Here is a 19697-nt window from a genome sequence, read left to right as displayed (position 1 = left end):
TGCGGCTGCGCTGCCGCTGGGTGCGGTTGTGGAGTCTGTCCCGCTGACATGGGGGGTGCGGGCTGCCCCTGTTGATCAACTCACCCGGAGTGGTTCATCCCGTGATGTGCTCCGGACGCACAGGCACTCGGTGGAGTGCGAGCCCCGTGGCGTCGCGGATGGCCGCGACGATGGCCGGGGTGGAGGAGAGCGTGGGTGGCTCTCCGGCGCCACGCAGCCCGTATGGGGCCCGCGGGTCGGCGTTCTCGAGGATCTCCAGCCGCATGGGCGGCATGTCGAGGATGGTGGGGATGAGGTAGTCGGTGAAGGACGGGTTGCGTACCTTGCCGTCGCTGACCACGATCTCCTCCATCACGGCGAGGCCGAGGCCCTGGGCGGTGCCGCCGTGGATCTGGCCTTCCAGGGAGAGGCGGTTGAGGATCTTGCCGACGTCCTGGACGGCAGCCAGCTCGACCACCTTCACCAGGCCGAGTTCCACGTCGACGTCGACGACGGCGCGATGCACGCAGAGCGCGACCTGGGTGTGGGTGTCGCCCTGGCCGGTGACCGGGTCCATGCCGGTGGTGGGGTGGTGGTGGTACTCGCGGGTCTCCTCGATGACCTGGTCGCCCAGGACGTCCTCGATGCTCGCGACCACTCCCCGCGAGGCAGAGATGATTTTTCCCCCGGCGAGCGACAAATCGTCGTACACCCCGTCCACGAGGGCGAAGAGGCGATCGCGTACGGCCCAGCAGGCCGCCTGGACCGAGCCGCCCGTCATGTACGACTGCCGCGACGCCGACGACGACCCCGCGCTGCCCACCTGGTTGTCGGCCGGATGGATGACCACGTTCTCGATTCCCAGCTCGGTGCGAGCGATCTGGGCCTCGATGGTCACCAGCCCCTGGCCGACCTCCGCGGCGGCCGTGTGCACCAGCGCGGTCGCGGCCCCGCCGATGACCTCCAGGCGCACCCGGGCTGTGGAGTAGTCGTCGAAGCCCTCGGAGAAACAGATGTTCTTGAGGCCGACGCCGTAGCCGACGCCCCGCCGTACCCCCTCTCCGTGGGTGGTCTGGGAGGCGCCGCCGGGCAGGTTGCGGAGGTCGGAACTGTCGAGCGGAGGGGGCATGGGCAGGTCGCGGGCCTGGGCGAGCATGTCCTTCATGGGCAGCGGCGCGTGGATGATCTGCCCGGTGGCCAGCGCGGACCCTTGGGAGGCGGCGTTTGTTCGCCTGATGGTCACCGGGTCGATCCCGCAGGCTTCACCCAGCTTGTCCATCATGGACTCGTAGGCGAAACACGCCTGGACCGCGCCGAACCCCCGCATCGCCCCGCAGGGCGGGTTGTTGGTGTAGACGCCATAAGCGTCGATCTTGACGTTCGGGATCTCGTAGGGGCCGACGCCGAGCGAAGCGGCGTTGCCCACGACGTTGAGCGTGGCCGAGGTGTACGCGCCGCCGTCCAGGACGATCTCCACGTCGGCGTAGAGGATCTTGCCGTCCCGGGACGCGCCGTACTCGTAGCGCATCTGGGCCGGATGCCGGTGCACGTGGCCGAAGAACGACTCGTGCCGGTTGTACATCATCTTGACCGGCGCGCCGGTGCGCAGGGCGAGCATGGCGGCGTGGATCTGCATGGACAGGTCCTCGCGCCCGCCGAACGCGCCGCCGACCCCGGACAGCGTCATCCGGATGCGGTCCTCGGGCAGGCCGAGGCAGGGGCCGATCTGCTTGAGGTCGTTGTGCATCCACTGGGTGGCGACGTACAGCTCGACGCCGCCGTCCTCCGCGGGCACCGCGAGGCCGGATTCCGGGCCGAGGAAGGCCTGGTCCTGGATACCGACCTCGTAGGTGCCGGTGACCACGACCTCGGCGGCGGCGCGCACGGCCTCGACGTCGCCGACCCTGACCGGCTGGTGGCGGGCCGGGTTCGGCCGGTCCTGCACCCGCGGGTAGGAAGGGTCGAAGGCGGCCCGCCTGGCGTCGGTCAGCGGCTCCAGGATCTCCCACTCGATCGCGATCTTGTCGAGCGCGCGGCGGGCGGTCTCGGGGTGGTCGGCCGCGACGAGCGCGATCGCCTCGCCCTGGTGGCGTACCTCGCCGATGGCCAGCACGGGCTGGTCCCAGGTGAGGTCGAGCCCGTAGTGCTTGCGGCCGGGGACGTCCTCGTGCGTGAGTACGGCGCGCACCCCCGGATGGGCGAGTGCGGCGGCGGTGTCGATCGAGACGATGCGGGCACGCGGATGGGGGCTGCGGAGCGTCGCGCCCCACAGCATCCCCTCCGCCCACAGGTCGGAGGCGTAGGCGAACTCGCCCTTGACCTTGAGGGTCCCGTCGGGCCGCAACGTGCTCTCGCCCACTCCCCCGATGCCGGGGGCGGCGATCTCGTGCGGCGCGCGCAGCGGGAGTGTCACGTGTGTACCTCCTTGGCGACGGAGAATCCCCGCTCCCGCGCCAGCCGCATCAGGCGCCGGTGCGCCTCGGCGCCCGCGCGTCCCGACGCGTCCTGGTCGACGGTCTTCAGCTCGTCGTTCTCGACGACGCTCTCGCCGCCGACGAGCAGGCGGGCCAGTGGCGGCTGCCGGGTGGCGAACACCAGCTGGCAGACGGGGTCATCGACGGCGCCGGCGAAGGCGCCGTCGACGCGCCACAGCGCGATGTCGGCGAGCTTGCCGGCCTCCAGCGAGCCGAGCTCGCCGGCGCGGCCGAGGTTGCGCGCGCCGCCCATGGTGGCCATCTCCAGCGCCTGGCGGGCGGTGAGCGCGGTGGGCCCGTGCGCGGCGCGCTGGAACAGCAACGCCTGGCGCATCTCGCCGGACAGCGTGGTCAGCTCGGAGGAGGCGTTGCCGTCGACGCCGAGCCCGACGTTGGCCCCGCGCCGCAGCATCTCGGAGACGCGGGCGATGCCGGCGCCGAGGCGGCCGTTGGAGGAGGGGCAGTGGGCGGCGCCGGTGCCGGTCGCGGCGAACTTGTCGATGTCGGCGTCGCTCAGGTGCACGGTGTGGGCGAACCACACGTCGGGGCCGAGCCAACCGAGCTTCTCCATGTAGTCGACCGGCCGCACGCCGAACGCCTCGACGCAGTGCTCGTCCTCGTCGAGCGTCTCGGCCAGGTGCGTGTGCAGACGTACGCCCTTGGCCCTGGCCAGCTCGGCGGCGTCGGTCATCAGCTCGGCGGTGACCGAGAACGGCGAGCAGGGCGCGACCGCGACGCGCAGCTTCGAGGAGAACGACGGGTCGTGGTAGGCGTCGATGGCCTCGGAGGTGGCGGCCAGGACGGTGTCGCGGTCCTCGACCACCACGTCCGGCGGCAGGCCGCCCTGCGACTGACCGCGGTCCATGGAGCCGCGGGCGGGGTGGAAGCGGATGCCCAGCTCCCTGGCGGCCTCGATCTCGGCGGCGAACAGGTCGCCGCGGCCCTTCGGGAAGACGTAGTGGTGGTCGCTGGAGAGCGTGCAGCCCGACAGCGCCAGGTAGCCGAGCCCGGCGGCGGCGGCGCCCTTGACGACCTCGGCGTCCATGGCGGCCCACACCTGGTAGCTGGCGACCAGCCACTCGAACAGGGTGGCGTCCTGCGCCAGGCCCTGCGAGGCCCACTGGTAGAGGTGGTGGTGGGTGTTGACAAGGCCGGGCGTGGCCAGGCAGCCGGTGCCGTCGACGCGGGTCTCGCCGGGGTCCGGCGCGGCGGCGCCGGAGCCGACCTCCGTGATCCGGTCCCCCTCGATCCGGATGTATCCGGACGGGATCTCGGGGCCGGTGACCGGCGCGATGTAGACGTTCTCGATGATCATGGGGTGACGGCCTTTCGGGACGCGGCCAGCCGTACCGCGTCGAGGATCTTCTCGTAGCCCGTGCAGCGGCACAGGTTGCCCGCGAGCGCCTCGCGGATCTCCGCGTCGGACGGGTCGGGCACTCTGCCGATGAGGTCGTGCGCCTGCACGATCAGCCCGGGTGTGCAGAATCCGCACTGCACGGCGCCGCACTCGACGAACGCCTCCTGCACGGGGTCGAGGCGGTCGCCGTCGGCCAGGCCCTCGACCGTGCGGACCTGGCGGCCCTCGGCCTGACCCGCGGCGACCAGGCAGGCGCAGACCGGCGTGCCGTCCAGGTAGACGGTGCAGGAGCCGCACTCGCCCTGCTCGCAGGCGTTCTTGGAGCCGGGCAGGCCGACCCGCTCGCGCAGCACGTACAGCAGGCTCTCTCCGGCCCACACGTCGTCGACGGACTCTTCGCGGCCGTTGACGGTGAAGGAGACCCTCATCAGGCGGCCCTCACTTTCCGGTAGTCGTTCCACGCCCAGGTGAGCGTGCGGCGCGCCATCACGGCGATGGCGTGCCTGCGGTAGTCGGCGGTGCCGCGCACGTCGTCGATCGGCGAGGCGGCGCGGGAGCACAGCTCGCCGAAGCGCCTGAGCACCGCGGAGTCGAGGCGGGCGTCCCAGTCGAGTTCGTTCGCCAGGAACTCCTCGGCCTCAAGGGCGCGGCGCGGGGTGGGGGCGGCCGAGCCGATCCCGGTTCCGACCCGGCGCTCGCCGGGGTGCAGCGCGACCGAGAACGAGCAGACCGCGATGACCATGGCGTTGCGGGTGCCGACCTTGGAGAAGTACTGCGGTCCGCCCGCTGCCTCGACCCGCACCGCCCTGATCAGCTCGTCCGGCTCCAGCGCGCTGCGCTTGACGCCCAGGTAGAACTCGTGCGCCGGGATCATCCGCACGCCGCGCGCCCGCGACTCCACCTCGACGACCGCCCCGGCCGCCAGCAACGGCGGATGGCTGTCGCCCGCGGGCGAGGCCGCCCCGAGGTTGCCGCCGACGGTGCCGCGGTTGCGGATCTGCGGCGAGCCGACCGTCCGCGAGGCCTGCGCGAGCCCCGGCAGCACCCCGCCGAGCTCCTCGATGATCTTCACGTACGGCAGGCCCGCCCCGACCCGGTAGGTGCCGCCCTCCCGCGACCAGGTGGCCAGCTCGCCCACCTGGTTGAGGTCGAGCAGCGCCGGCGGCCGGTGCACGTCGAAGTTGATCTCCACCATCACGTCGGTGCCGCCCTGGATGGGCACGGCCTCCGGCTGGTCCGCCTTGGCGGCCAGCGCCTCCGCCCACGTGGTGGGCCGCAAGAACTCCATCAGTCAGTCACTCCCAGGCGAAGGCGGCCTCAGGGGCGTCGTCCCGCAGGACGGCGCCCTCGATCAGCCCGTAGGGCCGGTCGGCCGCGTAGTAGACCTCGTTGTCGTTGTCGAGCCCGAACGGCGCCAGGTCCACGAGGAAATGGTGCTTGTTCGGCATCGCGAACCTGATCTCGCAGACCTCCTCGCGGGTGTCGAGCACCCGCCTGCCCATGGCGTAGAGGGTCTGCTGGAGGGAGAGGCTGTGGGTGTCGGCGAAGGCTTCGAGCAGGCAGCGCCGTACCTCGTCGTAGGACGTGCCGAAGGAGGAGGCTTCGCCTGTGTGCCGCCACCCGGCGCTGACGGCGGTCGCGAGGATGCGGTCGGTGGTGGGCTTCAGCGTCGTGTACGCGTCCTCGATGTAGCCGTGGAACTCCGAGCCGGTCGAGTTGAGCACCACGAGGTCCTTCAGGCCGGACACGACGGTGGTGCGGCCGTCCCTGTCGTGGTGGACCACGCAGGTGCGCACCTCCTGCCCGTCGCGGACGAAGGAGTGCCGGTGCTCGCCGGAGACGGGGATGCGCCGCCAGGCGTACTCCTCGATCTCCACGCGGGCGTGGCCGATCGTGGGCTGGCTGTCGACGTAGTGTCTGGCCAGCAGGAGGGCGAAGTCCTCGATCTGGTCGACGCCGTGCTTCCTGGCGAAGGCGAAGGCCGTGTTCTTCTGCGTGTCGGTGGGGAGAACGGCCGCGTTGCTGCCGGTCAGGTGGACATCGGCCATGTCGCCGGACAGGGCCGAGCTGACGTTGATGTCCTTGATGTGATGGACACCGCCGTCCCGCACGACCCGGACGACCCTGGTCTCCGCCTTTCCGTAGCGGTTGGGCCCGAGAATGACAGGCATCTAGCTCCCTCGATAAGTGGAGTACGCGAACGGGCTGAGCAGCAGCGGCACGTGGTAGTGCTGGTCCGGGTCCTCGACGGCGAAGGTGATGACCACCTCGGGGTAGAAGGCGCTCAGCGCGCCGGTGTCGAAGACGACGCGGTGCACGCCCCGGCCGGGGTTCCAGCCCTTGATCCGGCCGTCGTCGTCGGTGCGGCCCTCGGCCACGACCTCGCCGTCCCGCTCCAGCCGTACGGGGACTCCCGCGGCGGGGCGGCCCGTCGCGGCGTTCAGGATGTGGGTGGAGAAGCTCATGCCACGCCCACCAGCTTCGCCATGCGCAGCCGGGTGATCTTGGCGAGCTCGTCGCGTACCACGCGGCGTTCGGCCTCCTCGTCGTTGAGCAGGCGCTCGTTGAGGCGGTCCAGCATCTGGCGGCCGCTCAGGCCGGTCGCGCAGATGAGGTACACGTGGCCGAACCTGTCCTCGTAGTCCCGGTTGCCCCGCGCGAGCTCGGCCAGCACGTCGTCGCCGACTCCCGCCTGCTCCTGACGCGACCACTTCTCCGTGGTGCGCTCGCCGATCCTCGGGTGGGCGCCGAGCGCCTCCAGCACCTCGGGCCACTCCAGCGCGCGCACCGCGGTGTCGGCGGCGGCGGTGAGCTGGGCCAGGTCCCGGTGGGGCCGCAGCGCGGCCACGGTCCTGGCGAAGGCGGGCGAGGCGCAGCAGGCCATCAGCTCGCGCTCGGCGTCGGCCGGGCCGAGGGCGTTGAAGTCGGCCAGCCCGGACACGGTCTGCAGGTTCGGCATGTCAGAAGTACACACAGGGCTCTCGTGCCCGGTCCATCCGCAAGAACTCCGAACTGCTCCAGGGGTTGGTCAGGACTTTTCGTGTCATGCTCCAAGTTCTCGGGGCCCGCACCCGCGGGTACTGTCCGTGCATGCGACTCAACGCGCTGCTGGAGATGCCCGAACTGGGCCTGTCGACCGTGGTCGGGCACGACGAACTCGACCGGCCGCTGCGCTGGGTCGTCACCACCGACCTGCTCCACCCCGGCCGCTACCTGAGCGGCGGCGAACTCGTCCTGACCGGCCTCATCTGGCGCGACTCCCCCGCCGACAGCGAGACGTTCGTGGCCGCGCTGGCCGCCGCCGGGGTCTCGGGGCTGGGCGCCTGCGAGGCGGCCTCCGGCGGCCTGCCCGCCGACCTGGTGGCCGCGTGCGAGAAGCACCGGGTGCCGCTGTTCCACGTGCCGCAGGCGCTCGGGTTCGCCGAGGTGACCGAGCACATCGTGCGCCGGCTGTCGGGCGCGCGGGCCTCCGACGTCAAAGCCGTGCTCGACCGGCACCGTCAGCTCGTCTCCGGCGCCGGGCTCGACCCCGTGATGGAGATGATCGGGCGCGACCTCGGCATGCGCGGCTGGGTGCTGACCGCCTCCGGCCGTACCGTGGCCGGCGCCGAGCCGCCTGCCGACCCGGCCATGCTGGCCAGGGCGTTCCTGACGGCCAAGCGGCTGCCGTGCGTACGCGGCGGCCACACGATCTTCCCCGTGGACGAGCAGACCACCTCGCGGGTGGCCGACTGGTTCGTGGCCTTCGAGGGCTCCATGGACGACTGGCCGGAGGAACGGCTCGCGCTGGCCGCGGAACTGGCGGCCGTCGCCGCGCTGGAGCGCATGCGGCTGGACGACCGGCTCAGCCCCGAGGGCCGCATCGGCCAGGAACTGGTCCGGCTCGTGCTCACCGACGGACGGCCCAGCGACATCCTGCCGCGCCTGCAGGTGACCGGCCTGGCCGAGGCGGCCGGTTACGTCGCCGTCGCCGCCGCGGCGGGGGGCAGCCTGCGCCCCGGCGAGCTGCGGGCGGTCGTCAAGGAGATCCTGTACGGCCTGCGCCCCGTCGTCGGCGTCGTCGAGGACGAGACGATCGCCCTCGTGCCGGCGACCGGCGAGGACGTCACCGGCCGGGTACGCGACGCCGTACACGCGCTGGCACCCGGGCTCGGCGGCAGCAGGCTCAAGGTCGGGGTGAGCGGCCAGGCGCAGGTGGAGGGCCTGCGCGGCGCGGTCGAGGAGGCCCGCTACGCGCGCCGGATGGCCGAGGGCAGGGCCGAACCCGACGCGGTCGTGGGCCACGACGAACTGGCCACGCACGTGCTGCTGCTGGCGTCGGTGCCCGACGACGTGCGGCACATGTTCCGGGTGCGGCTGCTGGACCCGCTGCGCTCCTACGACCAGGTGCACCGGGCCGACCTGGTGCGCACGCTGGAGGCGTTCCTGCTGTGCTCGGGGTCGTGGACCAAGTGCGCCGAGCTGCTCCACGTGCACGTCAACACGCTGCGCTACCGCATCCAGCGCATCCAGGACCTCACCGGGCGCGACCTGTCGCGGCTGGAGGACCGGGTGGACTTCTTCCTGGCGCTGCGGCTGGGCTAGACGGGTAAAGAGAGGTCAGGGCGACGGAGACGGGCGGAGCGCGGCGATAGACTGGACGCCATCATGACTCCCACTTCACTCATCGGCGGGCACGTCTCCGTCGCGGGCGGCCTGGCCACCGGCGGCCTGAAGTTCATGGCCGACATCGGCGCCGAGATGATGCAGGTCTTCGTCACCAACCCGCGCTCGTGGGCGCTGACCGAGCGCAAGCCCGACGAGGACGCCAAGCTCGCCGAGTCGGGAGTGGAGAGCTTCATCCACATCCCCTACCTGGTCAACTTCGGCTCGCCCAGCCCCGACACGCTCGCCAACTCCATCGAGCTGACCCGCTACACGCTGCGGCGCGGTGTCGAGACGGGCGCCAAGGGCGTGGTCGTGCACACCGGCTCGGCGGTCACGCAGCCGCGCGAGGCCGCGATGGCGCAGTTGCACGAGCACCTGCTGCCGCTCCTGGAGGAGATCCCCGACGGCGGCCCCGACCTGCTGCTGGAGCCGATGGCCGGGCAGGGCGCGATGTTGTGCGCGACGGTCCAGGACCTGGAGCCCTATCTCGCGGCGCTCGACTGGCACCCGAAGGCGGGCATCTGCTTCGACACCTGCCACGCCTTCGCCGCCGGGCACGACCTGGCCAAGGAGGGCGGCGTCACCGAGACCCTCGACGCGCTGCACAAGATCGCGCCGGGCCGGTTGAAGCTGGTCCACGCCAACGACTCCAAGGACGTCTGCGGCTCCAAGAAGGACCGCCACGAGAAGATCGGCCAGGGCGAGATCGGGCTGGCCGCCTTCGGCGAGCTGTTCCGGCACGACATCGTGGCCGGGGTCCCGGTCTGCATCGAGACGCCGGGCAAGCCGCCGGAGTACCGCATCGACATCCAGGCGCTCAAGGACCTGCGCGACGCCCCGCTCTAGGACGGGGCCGCGGCGGTGCTGTTCCTGACGTTCAGCTCGTGCGGGAGCAGCAGCCGCTCGGGCCGCGGGTCGCCCGACAGGAGCAGCCGGCCCGCGGTCTGGCCGGCGAGCTGGCTGTGCTGCCTGACCGAGGTGAGGTCCGCCTCCTCCGCCGCGCTGTCGGAGAAGCCGACCACCGACAGCTCGTCGGGCACCTTGACGCCCGCCTCCGCCGCCGCGTCCAGCACGCCGAGCGCCAGCACGTCGGTGTTGCACAGCACCGCCGTGGGCCGGGGTGAGCGGGCCAGCAGCGCCCGGCCGGCCTCGCGGCCCGCCTCGCGCTCGTTGCCCACCACCTCGTAGACCGGCACGTCCGCCCAGTCGACTCCTCCGGCCTCGAAGGCGGCGCGGTAGCCGAGGATCCGGTTGCGCATGGCCTGGAAGACCGCGCTCTCCTGCCGTCCGACGTCGGCCCAGCCGTGGCGGCCGTCCTGGTGGAGCCCGACGACGGCCAGCCCGACCCGTCTGTGGCCGAGGTCGAGCAGGTGCCGCGCGGCCGATCCGGCCGCGGCCGGTTCGTCGATCCCCACGAACGGCACGCCCTCCACGAACGGCTCGTCCACCATCACCGTCGGCAGCCGCCTGGCCAGCACGGCGTCGAGCGCCGCGTGCCCGTCGGGCAGCGAGAACACGCAGAAGGCGTCCACCACGGCGTCGCGCACCAGCTCGGTACGTTCGACGCCGCGCGGCTGCTGCAGGATGAGCAGCCCGACCGCGGCCTCCTCGGCCGCGACCGCGAGCCCTTGCAGGAAGCCGATCGCGTACGGGTCGGCGAAGGCGTAGGGCAGCGTCTCGGTGAAGATCAGGCCCAGCGCCCCCGCCCTGCCGAGTCTCAGGGATCGCGCGGTCGGGTTGGGGCCGGCGTACCCGAGCTCGTCGGCCACCCGCAGGATGCGCTCGCGCAACTCGGCGCTGAGCTGGTCGGGGCGGGAGAAGGCGTAGGAGACCGTGGCGCGCGAGACGCCCACGCGGTCCGCGATCGTCTGCAGGGTCACTCGCTCGGTCATCCACACACCCTAGCGAACCGTTTCTTAATCAGTTAAGCTCTTAATGGATTAAGGAGGCAACATGGATGCCATGCAAGTGCTCGCCCACCAGACGGCGATGGGGTACGAGGACGGCCTTCGCACCGCGCTGCCCGATGCCCCGCGACAGCCCGGCCGAGACGTCGAACGCGTCAGGGTCCGGCTGGCCCGCACCCTGCGCCGCACCGCCGACCACCTGGACCCGGCCCCCGCCAGGACGGTCACCGAGTAGGTCAGAACGTGGCCGCGCGCAGGGCCAGCGCGATCACCGCGGCGTCCTCGGGTGCGCGGACGTCGCGGCCCGTCAGGTCCTTGAAGCGGGCGAAGCGGTGCTGGACGGTGTTGCGGTGGCAATACAGGGCGGCGGCGGTGGCGGCGATCGCCCCGTCGCCGGCCAGGTGCACGCGGACCGTCTCCAGGAGCCGTTCCCGCTCGGCCGCGCCCACCGTGTAGAGGGGGCCGAGGACCCGGGCGGCCAGTTCGGCCGACAGCTCGGGATTGTGGGCGGTGAAGACCTCCAGCCAGCTGTCCTCCAGGCGGACCGGGCCGCCCTCCGGCGCCGAGGCGCGGGCGGTCGCGGCGGCCAGCCGTACGGCGTGGGGGATTCTCGCCAGGCCCGCCACCTCGGGCGAGACGCCACAGGGGACGCCCGCCAGCGCGTCGAGCACCACGCGTTCCGCCCCGCCCGCGCGGGCCGGGAGCTGGACGACGAGGATGTCGCCGGTCGGCGCGTCGTGGCGGTGCAGGCGCAGGCCGAGCGAGCTCAGCGTGGAGAGCGCCGCACGGAGCGAGGCGCCCGCGGCGGGGTCGGCCAGCGATGAGGACGGCGCGGAACCTGACCGGAGCGGGCCCGTGCTGCCGTCGGTGACGACGGCGACGAAGGCGGCAGCGGTGTCGAAGCCGAGGACCCGTCCGGCGTCACGCACCACGTCGGGGTTGCGGCCGTCGTTGTCCAGCAGCCGGGCGAACCACGTGCGCCGCTGGTCCTCGCGCTGGCGGCCCATCTCCAGCACCGCCCGCTGGTAGCCGGTCATCAGGCCGGTGTTGTGCTGCTCGACCGCCTCCCACACCAGGTTCGCCGAGCGCAGCAGGCCGGGCAGGTCGTCCGGTCCGGCCTGGGCGATGAGGCCGTGCCACAGCACCTTGGCGTCCAGCCGCGCCGCGGCCAGCAGCGACTCCAGGGGCACGCCCTGCCCGGCCCGGCGTTCGCCCATGCCCTCCGAATGCGAGGCGAGCTCCTCCGGGGTACGCCCGTCGGCCAGCACGCGCAGGATCAGCGCGAACCCCACCCGCGCCCCCGCCCGCACCTCCTCCGGCGGCACGAGCCCGCGCGCGTAGGGCTCGATGGCCATCACCTCGGGCAGCCAGGCGTCGATGAGGTCGTCGTAGCCGCTCAGGCATCGCGTGGCCAGCCGCGAGACGACATCGTTGGTCATATGCACAATCTAACGCGTTGTTTACGCGCCGTATCACCGTTGGCCACCTCCGTGACCTGGGCTTACGGTGGCCGCAAGGGAGGTAGCACGTGCATCTGACGCCTCGTGAGCAGGAGCGGCTCACCATCTTCACGCTCGCGGAGCTCGCCCGCCGCCGCCGCGCCCGCGGCCGCCCGCTCAATGCGCCCGAGTCCATCGCCCTCATCTGTGACGAGATCCTGGAGCTCGCCTGGGACGGCCTGTCCCTGGAGGAGGTCATCGCGGGGGCGAAGGCCGTCCTGGACGAGGGCGAGGTCATGGACGGCGTCGCCGCGCTCGTCACGCACGTCCAGGTCGAGGCGCTCTTCCCGAACGGCACCGCGCTGGTCGCCGTCGACGCCCCCATCGGCCCGGCCCGCGAGGGCGGCCCCGGCGCGGTGCGGACCGCCGCCGAGCCGGTCGAGATCAACCCCGGCCGCCGGCGCGCCAGGCTGCGGGTGACCAACGAGGGCGCGCGCACGGTCTTCGTCTCCTCGCACTTCCCGCTCGGGGAGGTCAACGCGGCGCTGACCTTCGACCGCGACCCATCCGGCCTGCGCCTGGACATCCCAGCCGGTACGGCTACCGCGTTCCGCCCCGGCGAGAGCGTCGACGTGGAGGTGATCGAGTCATGACCACACCCGGAATCGACCGCGAGACCTACAACGCGATCTACGGCCCCACCACCGGCGACCGGATCCGCCTGGGCGACACGAGCCTGTGGGCCGAGGTCGAGCACGACGACGTCCCGCACGGCGACGAACTGCTGGGCGGGTGCGGCAAGACGCTGCGCGACGGCCTGCTGGCCCGCCCGCGCGGCGACCGGGAGTCGGCGCTGGACCTGGTCGTGGCCGGCGTCGTGCTGATCGACCCGGTGCTCGGGGTGCGCAAGACGCACATCGGGGTCAAGGACGGGCGGGTCGTGCCGTTCCAGGGCGCGATCGTCGACTCGCACACCGCGATCGTGCCGGGCGAAGGTCTGATCGCGACGCCGGGCATCGTGGACTCGCACGTGCACCTGTCCTCTCCCCAGATCGCCCCGGCGGCGCTGGCCTCCGGTGTCACGACCGTGGTCGGCATGGGGCTCGGCGGAGTGTGGGACGTCGGCGTGAACCCGGCGCGCAACCTGCACATGCTCATGTCCGCCTGGCGCGGGACCGCGCTGAACGTCGCCTTCCTGGCCCGCGGCTCCTCCAGCTCGCGGCGGCTTCTGGAGGAGGCGGTGCTGGCCGGCGCGGGAGGCTTCAAGATCCACGAGGACTTCGGGGCGACGCCGCGCATCATCGACACCTGTCTCGGGGTGGCCGAGGACGCCGACCTGCCGGTGGCGTTGCACTCCGACTCGATGAACGAGTCGGGCTACCTGGCCGACACGATCTCGGCGACGCGGGGGCGGACCGTGCACGCCTACCACGTGGAGGGGGGCGGCGGGCATCCCGACCTGCTGGAGATCCTCAGCGAGCCGCACGTGCTGCCGTCCTCGACGACGCCGACGATCCCGTACACGACGAACACGGTCGGCGAGCTGTTCCCGATGACGATGACCGTGCACCGGCAGAACCACCACATCGGCAGCGACGTCGAGGTGACCAGGAGCCGGGTGCGCGCGCACGGCATCGCGGCCGAGAACGTCCTGCACGACCTGGGCGCGATCAGCATCGTGAACTCCGACTCCATGGGCATGGGCCGCGTGGCCGAGACGGTGCGCCGTACCTGGCAGCTCGCCCACCTGCACGAACTCCGCGAGCTCGCGGTGACCGGCGCTGCCGGGCCCGGCGGGGGCGCGCGGAACGCCAATGAGCGGATTCTGCGGTATCTGGCCAAGCTCACGGTCAATCCGGCGGTGGCGCACGGGATGGTGCACGAGGTGGGCACGCTGCTACCGGGGCGGCTGGCCGACATCGTGCTGTGGCATCCGGCGTGGTTCGGGGCGAAGCCGGAGCTGGTCATCAAGTCCGGATTTGTCGCCCATGGGGTGTCCGGTAGCGGGTCCGGATCCACGCGGCTGACCCAGCCCCGCGTCTACCGCGACTACTTCGGCGGCCTCGGCGACGCGCCCGCGCAGCTGTCGCGGATCTTCGTCGCCCACGACGCCCTCGACGCCGCCGACAGCAGGGACGCGCTGCCCCGCGGGCTCCGGTACGCGGCGATCAAGAACGCGCGCGGCCTCACCCGCATCGACATGTACCGAAACATCGCGACGCCGTCGGTGGTGGTCCCCCGCGAACCCGGACCCGTCCTCGTGGACGGCGCCGAGGTGAGCATGGACCCCGCCACCCAGGTGCCGCTGGCCCAACTCCACCACTTCGCCTAGGAACCCCCCTCATGAGCAATCCCCGTGGCGCCGGAATCGCGTCCTTCGTCGGAACCTCCATCGAGTGGTACGACTTCTACATCTACGGCACGGCCGCCGCGCTGGTCTTCGGCAGGCTGTTCTTCCCCGAGGCCAGCCCGACCGCGGGGGTGATGGCGTCCTTCGCCACGTTCTGGGTGGGTTTCCTGGCCAGGCCGCTGGGCGGCGTGATCTTCGGCCACCTCGGCGACCGTATCGGCCGCAAGGGCACGCTCGTCGCGACGCTGCTGCTCATGGGCGGCGCCACCACCCTGGTCGGCGTCCTGCCCACCTACGCCTCCATCGGCATCCTGGCCCCGATCCTGCTGGCCACGCTCCGCTTCGTCCAGGGCATCGCCGTCGGCGGCGAGTGGGGCGGCGCCGTCCTCATCGCCGCCGAGCACGCCGGGCCGAAGCGCGTCTTCTACGCCGCCTTCGCCCAGCAGGGCTCCCCCGCCGGATCCATCCTGGCCACCGGCGTGTTCGCCCTGGTCAGCCTCATGCCGGAGGACGCCTTCCTGTCCTACGGCTGGCGCATCCCGTTCCTGATGTCGGCCGTCCTGGTCATCGTCGGCCTGGTCATCCGGCTGCGGGTGGAGGAGTCGCCGGAGTTCGTGCGGATGCGCGAGAAGCGCGAGGTCGTGAAGCTCCCCGTCGCCGAGGTCTTCCGCACGTCGTGGACGCTCGTCCTGCTCGGCATCGGCGCCAGCGGCGTCGGCATCGCCTCCGCCTACTTCACCAACACCTTCATCCTGTCCTGGGCCACCACCGACCTGGGCATCACCAAGAGCACCATGCTCAACGTGCTGCTGATCGTCTCGGTCACCCAGTTCGTCACCCAGCCGATCGGCGCGGTCCTCGGCCAGCGGATGGGCGCGGCCAAGTACATGCTGATCGCGTTCACCGCGCTGATCGTGTGCACGCCGGTCACGTTCCTGATGGTCGGCACCGGCTCGCCGGCGTGGGCCACGATCGGCCTGGCGCTCAGCGTCGTCTTCAGCGGCTCCTCCTACGCCGCGCTGGCCGGCTTCCTGGCCGAGGCCTTCCCCGCCCGGATCCGCTACACCGGCATCTCGCTGGCCTACCAGCTGTGCGGGGCGCTGATCGGCGGCACCACGCCCATGATCGCCCAGGCGCTGCTCAGCTCGACCGGGACGATCTGGGCCGTCGTCGGCCAGTACCTGGTCGTCATCCTGCTCACCATGGCCTGCGTACTGGCCCTGAGCCGCCGCTCGGCCACCCGCCCGACTCCTGTGGAGGTGTGATGCGCCTCGACGCGCTCTACGTCAACGGCCGGTTCACCACGCTGGACCCCGACCGGCCATCCGCCTCCCGGCTCGGCGTGTTCGGCGGCCGGATCGCGGGGCTGGACGAGGAGCTCGACGGGCTCACCGCCGAGCGGGTGGTCGACCTGGGCGGGCGGCCCGCCGTACCCGGATTCAACGACGCCCACCACCACCTCAGCATGCGCGGCCAGCGGCTGCGCGAGCTGGACCTGCGGGTCGGCACGCTCGGCGAGCTCTACGCGCTCGTGGCCGCGCGCGCGGCCGAGCTGCCGCGAGATGCGTGGGTACGCGGCGCCGGCTACGACCAGAACAAGCTCGGCGCGCACCCGGAGCGCGAGGCGCTCGACCGCGCGGCCGGCGGGCGGCCCGTCTGGCTGCAGCACAACTCGGGCCACATGGGCGTGGCCAGCACCGCCGCGTTCGCGCTGATGGGATTTCCCGGCCTGGACGTGCCGGACGTGCCCGGCGGTTCGGTCGGCCGGGGCCGGGACGGCCGGCCCGACGGGCTGCTGACCGAGCAGGCGCAGGACCTGGCGCACCGGGTGCTGCGGCCGGTGGCGCAGGAGGAGTTCGTGGAGGGCATCGGCCTGGCCTCGCGGGTCGCGGCCGCGGAGGGGCTGACCAGCTTCGCCGAGCCCGGCGTCGGCCGGGGGCTGGCCGGGAACGGCCCGCAGGACGTGGCCGCGTTCCAGGAGGCGGTGCGCCGCGGGCTGCTGCTCCAGCGCGCCGTCCTGATGCCGGGCTCGCCCAACCTGCACGAGGTCGGCGACGGCTTCGGCCTCGATCTCGGCATCGGTCCCGGGCTGGGCGACGAGCGGCTGCGCCTGGGTCCGGTGAAGGTCTTCTCCGACGGCTCGCTGATCGGGCGTACCGCCGCCATGTGCTGCGACTACGCCGGCGAGCCGGGCAACCGGGGCTTCCTGCAGGAGGAGGCCGAGGCGCTGCACGCGTTCATCCTGCGCGCCCACCGGGCCGGCTGGCAGGTGGCCGCGCACGCCATCGGCGACCGCGCCGTCGACGTGGTCCTGGACGCCTACGCCGAGGCCCAGTCGCGCTGGCCGAGGACCGACGCCCGCCACCGCATCGAGCACTGCGCCGTCACCAGCCCCGCGCAGGTGGCCAGGATCGCCGCGCTCGGCGTCATCCCGGTGCCGCAGGGGCGGTTCATCTCGGAGATCGGCGACGGCATGCTCGCCGCCTTGGGACCCGAGCGGTCGGCCGGGTGCTACCGGCAGCGTTCGTTCCTGGAGGCCGGGATCGTGCTGCCGGGCAGCTCCGACTGCCCCGTGGTCGAGGGGGCGCCGCTGCTGGGCATCCACGACCTGGTCAACCAGCGGACCTCGGGCGGGCGGCCGTTCAATCCCGGCGAGGCGCTGACCGCGGAGCAGGCCCTGCGCGCCTACACCTCCGGGTCGGCGTACGCGGTCTTCGACGAGCATCTCAAGGGGACCCTGACGCGGGGCAAGCTGGCCGACTTCGCGGTCCTGTCCGACGACCTGCTGGCGGTGGCGCCGCGGAGCATCGGGGACATCGCCGTGCTGGCCACCGCGATCGGCGGCGAGCTGGTCCACGACCTGCTCGGCTGAGCAGGGGCATCCCTGCGTCGTCGGTTGAACGGCTGAGCCACGGCATCAGCCGTAACGGCCCCGCGCCGGGGCATCAGCCGTAACGGCCCTGTGTCGCCGGGAGGACGGCGGCGGCGAGGGCGGTCGCCACGGCGGGGATTTCCCGCAGCGTCAGCGCCGCCACCGTGACGCGGATCGCGGGCGGGGTGGCGAGGCGGTTGCGGGCCCCGGGGGCGGCCGCCCAGCCGTGGGCGAGCAGGCCGGTGATGGCGGTGGTCTCGTCGGCGACGGGGATCCAGACGTTGAGTCCGCTGCGGCCGTGCGCGGGGATGCCGTGTCCGGCCAGGGCGTCCATGAGGGCCTGGCGGCGCGCGGTGTAGGAGGCGGCGACGTGCGCGGTGGACACCGCGCCGGCCTGCCAGAGGTGGGCGACGGTGCGCTGCAGGAGGTGGCTGACCCAGCCCGCGGCCAGCCGCTGGCGGCCGCGCAGGCGGTCGACGGTCTGGGCGTCGCCGGTGACGACGGCCAGGCGCAGGTCGGGCCCGTGGGACTTGGCGGTGGAGCGGGTCAGGATCCAGTGGGCCGTGGTGCCGGTCAGCGTGTGGACGGGCAGGTTGGCCAGGCCCGCGGCGTGGTCGTCCTCGATGAGCAGGACCTGCGGGTACGCCGCCAGCAGGGGGCGCAGGGCGGCGGCGCGGCCGGCCGATACGGCCGCTCCGGTGGGGTTCTGGGCGCGGGCGGTGACGATGACCGCCCGTGCGCCCGCGGCCAGGGCGCGCTCCAGCCCGGCGGCGCAGGGGCCGTCGTCGTCGACCGGCACCGGGACCGGGCGCAGCCCCAGGGCGGTGACGAGGTCGAGGGCGGCCGACCAGCCGGGGTCCTCCACGGCCACGCCGTCGCCCGGTCGCAGGCGCATGGTCAGCACGCGCTCCACCGCGTCCAGCGTGCCCGAGGTGACCGCCGGGCGGGCGCCGCCGAGGATGCCGTCGGCCTCGAAGGCCGCGGCGGCGTGGGCCACGAGGTCGGGGAGGTCCGCGGTGCCGTACAGGGCAGGGCCGGCGGCGTGGGCGCGGGCGGCGGCGGCCAGGGCGTCGGTGAGGTCGGGCAGCAGCGCGGGGTCGGGGTTGCCGCGCGACAGGTCGCGGGCGCCGGGCGGGACGTGGATGCGGATGTCCTCGCGGGCGGTGCTGGCCGGGCGGGGCCTGACGCGCGAGCCGCGGCGGCCGGCGGTCTCCACGACGCCGCGCTCGCGCAGCAGGCGGTAGGCGGAGGCGGCGGTGTTGGCGTTGACGCCGGTCCTGGCGGCGAGCTCGCGCACGGTCGGGAGGGCGGAGCCGGGCGCGAGCGCGCCTTCGGCCACGGCGGCCTCGATGCCGGCGGCGATCTCGCTGGCCGTCCCGCCAGCGAACGTGTAGCTTACTAGCACAAAGTCTATTTTGTATTAGTACAAAGGGATTTTCAAGATGCTGATTCATCCTTGGGACGCCGCCCGCAGCGAGGACGAGTGGCACGAATGGCTGCGAGGGCGCGACTTCGGCCTGCTGGCGGCCAACGGGGTGGACGGCGGGCCGCCGGTGGTCGTCCCCTCGCACTTCCTGTTCGACGGCGAGCGGGAGGTGTGCCTGCACCTGGCCAGGCCGAACCCGATCTGGGCGGCGCTGGAGGCCGACCCGCAGGTGACGCTGACCGTCGCCGACGACTACGCCTACATCCCCTCCACCTGGCGCGCCCCCGTGGACGGCGTGCCGACCAGCTACTACGCCGCCGTCCAGCTCATCTGCCGGGCCGAGATCCTGGACGAGCGGGAGGGCAAGGCCGAGATCCTGCGCCGCCAGCTCGCCCACCACCAGCCCGGCGGCGGCCACGGCGCGATGTCGGCCACCGAAGGGCCGTACCACAAGATGCTCTCGGCCATCCGCGGCCTGCGGCTGGAGGTCGTCGAGGCGCGGGCGAAGTTCAAGTACGACAGCCACAAGCCGGCCGAGCTCCGGGAGCGGGTGGCCGGCCGCCTCGCCGCCCGTGACCAGGTCCGCGACGCCGGGGCACGGGCCCAGGTGCTACGCCGCCTCGCCGCCGGGGCGGGCGGCTGAGCCGTACCTCATCCGGCGACGGGACGGCGGCGCGGAACGGGCAGGAGCGCGCGCTCGGCACCCCTGGTCGCCCAGAGGGCGACCGCGATGAACAGCACCTGCTCGGGCGTGCGGAACCACAGCGGCGTGGCCTCGCCGCCGGCGAACGAGACCCCCGCCAGCGCCGCGTGGACGTTGGCCGGGAACATCGCCACGAACAGCGCCGCGAGCGCGAACCCGGCCGCCCAGCGGGTACGGGCGAGCAGGAGCCCGGCGGCCCCGAGCAGTTCCAGCACCCCGGTCAGATAGACGACGGCACTCGGGAACGGGACGAACGGCGGCACCATCGCCACCATGTCGGCGTGTCCCGGCATCGGCAGCGGCGAGCCCGAGGGCACGAAGTGCGCGCTCGCGGTGACCACCAGCAGCACGGCCATCCCGTGCGCCGCGCTGACCGGCCACGACGCGAACCTGCCCACCCCGAGCGCCCCCAGCAGCCGGAATCCCAGCACGGCGACCACGAGCACGATGACAGTGAGAAACATGACCCCTCCACGTGGATAGCGTTCTATTAGATAGTACAGCTATCTAATGAACTTTGCCAAGGGTAGGGACAGCCCTACC

Annotated in this window: 19 protein-coding genes; 8 read left to right on the top strand and 11 right to left on the bottom strand. The window is 72.7% G+C overall.

Annotated features, from left to right (window positions below):
* Nucleotides 1-94 precede the first annotated feature (94 nt).
* From ACIBI5_RS12045 to uraD, 7 genes are read right to left on the bottom strand one after another with little or no spacing between them, the layout of a single operon-like run.
* Nucleotides 95-2392, bottom strand: coding sequence for a xanthine dehydrogenase family protein molybdopterin-binding subunit (locus ACIBI5_RS12045; protein ID WP_397245919.1), 2298 nt, complete (start codon nucleotides 2390-2392; stop codon nucleotides 95-97).
* Nucleotides 2389-3768, bottom strand: coding sequence for an 8-oxoguanine deaminase (locus ACIBI5_RS12040; protein WP_397245917.1), 1380 nt, complete (start codon nucleotides 3766-3768; stop codon nucleotides 2389-2391). Before ACIBI5_RS12040 ends, ACIBI5_RS12045 begins: the two co-directional genes overlap by 4 nt.
* Complete coding sequence (locus ACIBI5_RS12035; protein WP_397245915.1) at nucleotides 3765-4238, bottom strand: (2Fe-2S)-binding protein; 474 nt, start codon at nucleotides 4236-4238, stop codon at nucleotides 3765-3767. The genes ACIBI5_RS12040 and ACIBI5_RS12035 overlap by 4 nt, the downstream gene beginning before the upstream one ends.
* Nucleotides 4238-5098: an FAD binding domain-containing protein gene (locus ACIBI5_RS12030; RefSeq protein ID WP_397245913.1), complete on the bottom strand. Its 861-nt coding sequence runs from the start codon at nucleotides 5096-5098 to the stop codon at nucleotides 4238-4240. Before ACIBI5_RS12030 ends, ACIBI5_RS12035 begins: the two co-directional genes overlap by 1 nt.
* Before the next feature lie 7 nt (nucleotides 5099-5105).
* Nucleotides 5106-5981: a factor-independent urate hydroxylase gene (gene pucL, locus ACIBI5_RS12025; RefSeq protein ID WP_397245911.1), complete on the bottom strand. Its 876-nt coding sequence runs from the start codon at nucleotides 5979-5981 to the stop codon at nucleotides 5106-5108.
* Nucleotides 5982-6275, bottom strand: a complete 294-nt coding sequence (gene uraH, locus ACIBI5_RS12020) for a hydroxyisourate hydrolase (protein ID WP_397245909.1) — start codon at nucleotides 6273-6275, stop codon at nucleotides 5982-5984.
* Complete coding sequence (gene uraD / locus ACIBI5_RS12015) at nucleotides 6272-6769, bottom strand: 2-oxo-4-hydroxy-4-carboxy-5-ureidoimidazoline decarboxylase (protein WP_397245907.1); 498 nt, start codon at nucleotides 6767-6769, stop codon at nucleotides 6272-6274. The genes uraH and uraD overlap by 4 nt, the downstream gene beginning before the upstream one ends.
* A 131-nt stretch (nucleotides 6770-6900) precedes the next feature.
* Here uraD and ACIBI5_RS12010 point away from each other — a divergent pair, with 131 nt between their 5' ends.
* The gene (locus tag ACIBI5_RS12010) at nucleotides 6901-8394 is read left to right on the top strand and encodes a PucR family transcriptional regulator (protein ID WP_397245905.1); all 1494 of its coding nucleotides are present in this window, start codon (nucleotides 6901-6903) and stop codon (nucleotides 8392-8394) included.
* 63 nt (nucleotides 8395-8457) lie between these two features.
* Nucleotides 8458-9303, top strand: a complete 846-nt coding sequence (locus ACIBI5_RS12005) for a deoxyribonuclease IV (RefSeq protein WP_397245903.1) — start codon at nucleotides 8458-8460, stop codon at nucleotides 9301-9303.
* On the opposite strand, the gene ACIBI5_RS12000 is transcribed toward ACIBI5_RS12005, so the two are convergent.
* Nucleotides 9300-10349: a LacI family DNA-binding transcriptional regulator gene (locus ACIBI5_RS12000; protein ID WP_397245901.1), complete on the bottom strand. Its 1050-nt coding sequence runs from the start codon at nucleotides 10347-10349 to the stop codon at nucleotides 9300-9302. The genes ACIBI5_RS12005 and ACIBI5_RS12000 overlap by 4 nt on opposite strands.
* Nucleotides 10350-10410: 61 nt before the next feature.
* Between ACIBI5_RS12000 and ACIBI5_RS11995 the strand changes: the two genes are divergently transcribed.
* Nucleotides 10411-10599: a hypothetical protein gene (locus tag ACIBI5_RS11995; protein WP_397105412.1), complete on the top strand. Its 189-nt coding sequence runs from the start codon at nucleotides 10411-10413 to the stop codon at nucleotides 10597-10599.
* A gap of 1 nt (nucleotide 10600) precedes the next feature.
* On the opposite strand, the gene ACIBI5_RS11990 is transcribed toward ACIBI5_RS11995, so the two are convergent.
* Nucleotides 10601-11803 carry a PucR family transcriptional regulator gene (locus ACIBI5_RS11990; protein WP_397245899.1) on the bottom strand — a complete coding sequence of 401 codons (1203 nt, stop codon included), beginning with the start codon at nucleotides 11801-11803 and terminating at the stop codon, nucleotides 10601-10603.
* A gap of 89 nt (nucleotides 11804-11892) precedes the next feature.
* On the opposite strand from ACIBI5_RS11990, the gene ureA reads away from it, so the two are divergent.
* From ureA to ACIBI5_RS11970, 4 genes are read left to right on the top strand one after another with little or no spacing between them, the layout of a single operon-like run.
* Complete coding sequence (ureA, locus tag ACIBI5_RS11985; RefSeq protein ID WP_397245897.1) at nucleotides 11893-12456, top strand: urease subunit gamma; 564 nt, start codon at nucleotides 11893-11895, stop codon at nucleotides 12454-12456.
* Nucleotides 12453-14135: an urease subunit alpha gene (locus ACIBI5_RS11980; RefSeq protein WP_397245895.1), complete on the top strand. Its 1683-nt coding sequence runs from the start codon at nucleotides 12453-12455 to the stop codon at nucleotides 14133-14135. The genes ureA and ACIBI5_RS11980 overlap by 4 nt, the downstream gene beginning before the upstream one ends.
* 11 nt (nucleotides 14136-14146) lie before the next feature.
* Entirely contained in the window at nucleotides 14147-15418 is a 1272-nt protein-coding gene (locus ACIBI5_RS11975) for an MFS transporter (RefSeq protein WP_397245893.1), read from the top strand.
* A complete protein-coding gene (locus ACIBI5_RS11970) occupies nucleotides 15418-17025 on the top strand; it encodes an amidohydrolase (protein ID WP_397245891.1) in 1608 nt (535 codons plus the stop codon). The genes ACIBI5_RS11975 and ACIBI5_RS11970 overlap by 1 nt, the downstream gene beginning before the upstream one ends.
* Nucleotides 17026-17098: 73 nt before the next feature.
* Here ACIBI5_RS11970 and ACIBI5_RS11965 read toward each other — a convergent pair whose 3' ends face one another.
* Nucleotides 17099-18430 carry an aminotransferase class I/II-fold pyridoxal phosphate-dependent enzyme gene (locus ACIBI5_RS11965; RefSeq protein WP_397245889.1) on the bottom strand — a complete coding sequence of 444 codons (1332 nt, stop codon included), beginning with the start codon at nucleotides 18428-18430 and terminating at the stop codon, nucleotides 17099-17101.
* 37 nt (nucleotides 18431-18467) lie between these two features.
* On the opposite strand from ACIBI5_RS11965, the gene ACIBI5_RS11960 reads away from it, so the two are divergent.
* On the top strand, nucleotides 18468-19094 hold the full coding sequence (locus ACIBI5_RS11960) for an FMN-binding negative transcriptional regulator (RefSeq protein ID WP_397245887.1): 627 nt from the start codon (nucleotides 18468-18470) through the stop codon (nucleotides 19092-19094).
* A gap of 8 nt (nucleotides 19095-19102) precedes the next feature.
* Here the strand turns inward: ACIBI5_RS11960 and ACIBI5_RS11955 are convergent, their stop codons facing one another.
* Complete coding sequence (locus tag ACIBI5_RS11955; protein WP_397245885.1) at nucleotides 19103-19618, bottom strand: hypothetical protein; 516 nt, start codon at nucleotides 19616-19618, stop codon at nucleotides 19103-19105.
* Nucleotides 19619-19697: the final 79 nt, after the last annotated feature.

It is taken from the genome of Nonomuraea sp. NPDC050540, from assembly GCF_044457485.1.
Taxonomy (GTDB): domain Bacteria; phylum Actinomycetota; class Actinomycetes; order Streptosporangiales; family Streptosporangiaceae; genus Nonomuraea.
This window is presented reverse-complemented; position numbering and strand designations above follow the sequence as displayed.

What these genes read in the sequence shown, in the direction of transcription:
- ACIBI5_RS11990 (WP_397245899.1), bottom strand. Translation starts at nt 11,803, where the DNA reads ATGACCAACGATGTCGTCTCGCGGCTGGCCACGCGATGCCTGAGCGGC.
- ACIBI5_RS12040 (WP_397245917.1), bottom strand. Translation starts at nt 3,768, where the DNA reads ATGATCATCGAGAACGTCTACATCGCGCCGGTCACCGGCCCCGAGATC.
- pucL (WP_397245911.1), bottom strand. Translation starts at nt 5,981, where the DNA reads ATGCCTGTCATTCTCGGGCCCAACCGCTACGGAAAGGCGGAGACCAGG.
- ACIBI5_RS12010 (WP_397245905.1), top strand. Translation starts at nt 6,901, where the DNA reads ATGCGACTCAACGCGCTGCTGGAGATGCCCGAACTGGGCCTGTCGACC.
- ACIBI5_RS11995 (WP_397105412.1), top strand. Translation starts at nt 10,411, where the DNA reads ATGGATGCCATGCAAGTGCTCGCCCACCAGACGGCGATGGGGTACGAG.
- ACIBI5_RS11955 (WP_397245885.1), bottom strand. Translation starts at nt 19,618, where the DNA reads ATGTTTCTCACTGTCATCGTGCTCGTGGTCGCCGTGCTGGGATTCCGG.
- ACIBI5_RS11960 (WP_397245887.1), top strand. Translation starts at nt 18,468, where the DNA reads ATGCTGATTCATCCTTGGGACGCCGCCCGCAGCGAGGACGAGTGGCAC.
- ACIBI5_RS11975 (WP_397245893.1), top strand. Translation starts at nt 14,147, where the DNA reads ATGAGCAATCCCCGTGGCGCCGGAATCGCGTCCTTCGTCGGAACCTCC.
- uraD (WP_397245907.1), bottom strand. Translation starts at nt 6,769, where the DNA reads ATGCCGAACCTGCAGACCGTGTCCGGGCTGGCCGACTTCAACGCCCTC.
- ACIBI5_RS12035 (WP_397245915.1), bottom strand. Translation starts at nt 4,238, where the DNA reads ATGAGGGTCTCCTTCACCGTCAACGGCCGCGAAGAGTCCGTCGACGAC.
- ACIBI5_RS12030 (WP_397245913.1), bottom strand. Translation starts at nt 5,098, where the DNA reads ATGGAGTTCTTGCGGCCCACCACGTGGGCGGAGGCGCTGGCCGCCAAG.
- ACIBI5_RS12000 (WP_397245901.1), bottom strand. Translation starts at nt 10,349, where the DNA reads ATGACCGAGCGAGTGACCCTGCAGACGATCGCGGACCGCGTGGGCGTC.
- ACIBI5_RS11970 (WP_397245891.1), top strand. Translation starts at nt 15,418, where the DNA reads ATGCGCCTCGACGCGCTCTACGTCAACGGCCGGTTCACCACGCTGGAC.
- uraH (WP_397245909.1), bottom strand. Translation starts at nt 6,275, where the DNA reads ATGAGCTTCTCCACCCACATCCTGAACGCCGCGACGGGCCGCCCCGCC.
- ACIBI5_RS11980 (WP_397245895.1), top strand. Translation starts at nt 12,453, where the DNA reads ATGACCACACCCGGAATCGACCGCGAGACCTACAACGCGATCTACGGC.
- ACIBI5_RS12005 (WP_397245903.1), top strand. Translation starts at nt 8,458, where the DNA reads ATGACTCCCACTTCACTCATCGGCGGGCACGTCTCCGTCGCGGGCGGC.